Source organism: Peribacillus psychrosaccharolyticus ATCC 23296, from assembly GCF_000305495.1.
Lineage (GTDB): Bacteria > Bacillota > Bacilli > Bacillales > DSM-1321 > Peribacillus > Peribacillus psychrosaccharolyticus.
This window is the reverse complement of sequence record NZ_AJTN02000082.1, coordinates 1-3,100: the sequence shown is the minus strand read 5'-3', so window position 1 is coordinate 3,100 and position 3,100 is coordinate 1. Positions and strand designations below refer to the sequence as shown.

At 39.4% G+C, this 3,100-nt stretch carries 3 protein-coding genes and 1 pseudogene; all 4 read right to left on the bottom strand.

Translation table 11 applies throughout. The annotated features are described in order from the left end of the window. Nucleotides 1-10: 10 nt before the first annotated feature. Nucleotides 11-295: a cytochrome aa3 quinol oxidase subunit IV gene (gene qoxD / locus WYK_RS05980; RefSeq protein WP_040373652.1), complete on the bottom strand. Its 285-nt coding sequence runs from the start codon at nt 293-295 to the stop codon at nt 11-13. Nucleotide 296: 1 nt separating this feature from the next. After that, entirely contained in the window at nt 297-893 is a 597-nt protein-coding gene (gene qoxC / locus WYK_RS05975) for a cytochrome aa3 quinol oxidase subunit III (RefSeq protein ID WP_040373651.1), read from the bottom strand. Next, on the bottom strand, nt 890-2,833 hold the full coding sequence (gene qoxB / locus WYK_RS05970; protein WP_040373650.1) for a cytochrome aa3 quinol oxidase subunit I: 1,944 nt from the start codon (nt 2,831-2,833) through the stop codon (nt 890-892). The genes qoxC and qoxB overlap by 4 nt, the downstream gene beginning before the upstream one ends. Before the next feature lie 49 nt (nt 2,834-2,882). Next, nucleotides 2,883-3,100, bottom strand: a pseudogene (locus WYK_RS25220) (cytochrome aa3 quinol oxidase subunit II); the annotation flags it as partial.

Sequence of the window (3,100 nt, the reverse complement as noted above, 5' to 3'; positions counted from 1 at the left end):
TTTTTTGTATTTATTGATAGCCCCAAATCATAGTTAGTAATGTACCAAGAATAGTAACAATACCAACGAAGAGAGCATACCCAATGTTTGTGTACAATGTATTCCTATCTTCTGATTCTCCAATATGCATGAAGAATACAATTTGCATGCTAGCTTGGGCAAATGCTGTAACTAAGAGAATCAGCAGGCCAGTCGTTGCAGACAAATCAAACATAAGAACAGAAAGGGCGACTACTGTTAGGATTAGTGAGAACACATATCCCATTACTTGCTTCATAGGGAATAGTTGTTTCATATTACATCAATCCTTTCAAGTAGACAAAGCTGAAAATGAAGATCCAAACAATGTCTAAGAAGTGCCAGTACAATGAAAAGATGAACGATTTATTTGCAGTTTCAGGAGTGATACCCTGCTTTCTAACCTGCATGATGATGAACAGTCCCCAGAAAAGACCAAGTGTCACGTGGGCACCATGCGTTCCAAGAGTTGTCATTAAAGCAGATACGAAAGCACTTGTTTGGTAAGTTGCTCCTTCTTCAATGTAAGTCAGAAATTCAAAGATTTCTGTTCCAAGGAATCCAAGTCCAAGGACCAGCGTGATTCCAAAGAACGTCATCATCGCTTTTTTATTGCCAATCCGCATAGCATGAATAGCTAAACCGATTGTGAAGCTGCTTGTCAGCAGCAGGAATGTTTCAATTAAAACCGGTGAAAGTTCAAATATTTCACTGCCTGTGGGTCCATCTCCAGTCCGGTTTACCAGTGTGAAGTACACGGCAAACAAGGTAGCGAAGAGGGCAATCTCTGCCCCTAAAAAGATCCAAAAACCAAATATTTTCAACCGATTTTCTTCGGTTCCATATTCTAAAGGAAGCGAGTTATCTATTTTCATGCGTGAGCACCTCGCGATTTGTTTTCAGTTTCTTCTATTTCTTCAACTGAAATATAGTGTCCATGATCTTTCTCGAAAGTACGATAAACCATACAAGCAAAGATTCCGATTATTGCTACGATTGCTGGAATCCACCAGCTGAATACCATGAAGAATCCCCAGAAGAAGAAGAGTACGCCAAGAATAACTGGAATTCCACTATTGTTTGGCATGTGAATTGGCTCATACTTCCCTTTAAATAACGGGATATTATTTTTCTTTTGATCCCAGAAAGCTTCAGTAGATTCAACAGTTGGAACAAGAGCAAAGTTATATTCTGGAATTGGACTATGTGTAGCCCATTCTAATGAACGTGCATCCCAAGGATCTGAAGTTTCGTTTCTTGGCATATAACGTGTGCTCCAGTAAATATTATAAACTAGTAATCCGAATCCTATTGCAAGACCAAGTGCTCCGACAAATGAAAGCATATTCAATGCACCAAAGCCAGTAGATTCAGAATAAGTGTACATACGACGTGCCTGACCATTTAGCCCAGTAACAAACATTGGGAAGAATGTTACGTTAAAGCTGATTGCAATAAACCAGAACGTAATTTTCCCGATTTTTTCGTTCAAGCTGAAACCAAAGATCTTTGGCCACCAGTAGATAAATCCGGCAATTACTGCAAATACTGTACCTGGAATTAATACATAGTGGAAATGAGCTACTAAGAACATTGTGTTGTGATATTGGTAATCAGCACTTGCCATAGCAAGCATTACACCTGTTACTCCACCAATTGTGAAGATCGGAATAAAGGCTAATGCATATAGCATAGGACTGGTAAATTGTATTTTTCCTTTTCGCAGCGTAAAGAGCCAGTTAAATATCTTGACCCCCGTAGGAACGGCAATGGCCATAGTTGTAATAGAGAAGATCCCATTAACCATAGTACCATGACCCATTGTGTAGAAATGGTGAGCCCATACTACAAATGAAAGCAAGGAAATGGCAACCATACTGATAACCATTGATTTATATCCGTACAAATTTCTACGAGCAAACGTAGAAATAATTTCACTGTAAATCCCGAAAGCAGGAAGAATTACGATATATACCTCTGGATGTCCCCAAACCCAGAATAGGTTGGCCCAAAGCATATCACTACCACCATTAGCTGTGGTGAAGAATTGAGTACCAAACAAACGATCCGTTGTCATTAATGCCAATGCCACAGTTAAAACTGGGAAAGCAAAAACAATGATAACGTTAGTAATTAAGTTTGACCAAACGAACATTGGCATTTTCATTAATGTCATGCCAGGAGCTCTCATTTTCAGGATGGTAACAATAAAGTTAATCCCGGTCATCAGGGTACCAATCCCCGCTATTTGGATGGCAATAGCGTAATAGTTATTCCCAACCGTTTCACTGAATTCTGTGCTGGCAAGAGGGAAATATGCCGTCCATCCTGCATCAGGTGATCCTCCGATTACGAAAGAGATGTTGAATAGCATTGCTCCAGCAAAGAATAACCAGAAGCTGATTGCGTTCAACCGTGGGAAAGCAACATCACGAGCTCCAATTTGCAAAGGAGTAACGATGTTCATTAAACCAATGATAAATGGCATTGCCATGAATAAAATCATGATAACCCCGTGTGTTGTAAAGATCTCATTATAATGCTGTCCATCCAAAAGACCGTTTTCAGGCATGGATGTTTGAGCACGCATTAAGAGTGCATCAACGCCTCCTCTAAATAACATAAGTAAGGCTGCTAAAATGTACATAATTCCGATTCGTTTATGGTCAACTGTTGTTAACCATTCTTTCCAGACATATCCCCATTTTTTAAAATAGGTTAAGCCCGCAACGATGGCGATTGAAGCAACGATAATACTGATCTGCGCCATAAGAATCATGGGTTCTCCGGTTACGATAAATTCGTCCCATTTCATGTGTGTGACTCCTTTCGTTTACTAATTTATTAAACTAGTAGTCTTATCATTATTTATGATCGTGTTGATGTTCTTCATGTTCTTCTTTGGGACCATCTTCGGAATCGTCCATTCCATGATCATGACCAGTAGGTGCTGGAGCGAAATCTAAATGTGTTCCATTAAAGGTACTGCGTCCAACATGATCGGCTTCTAGAAGTTCATTAAATTTATCTTCTGTCAGCTCATCAGCCGTTTTTTTAACATCTTTAACCCATTCTTCATATT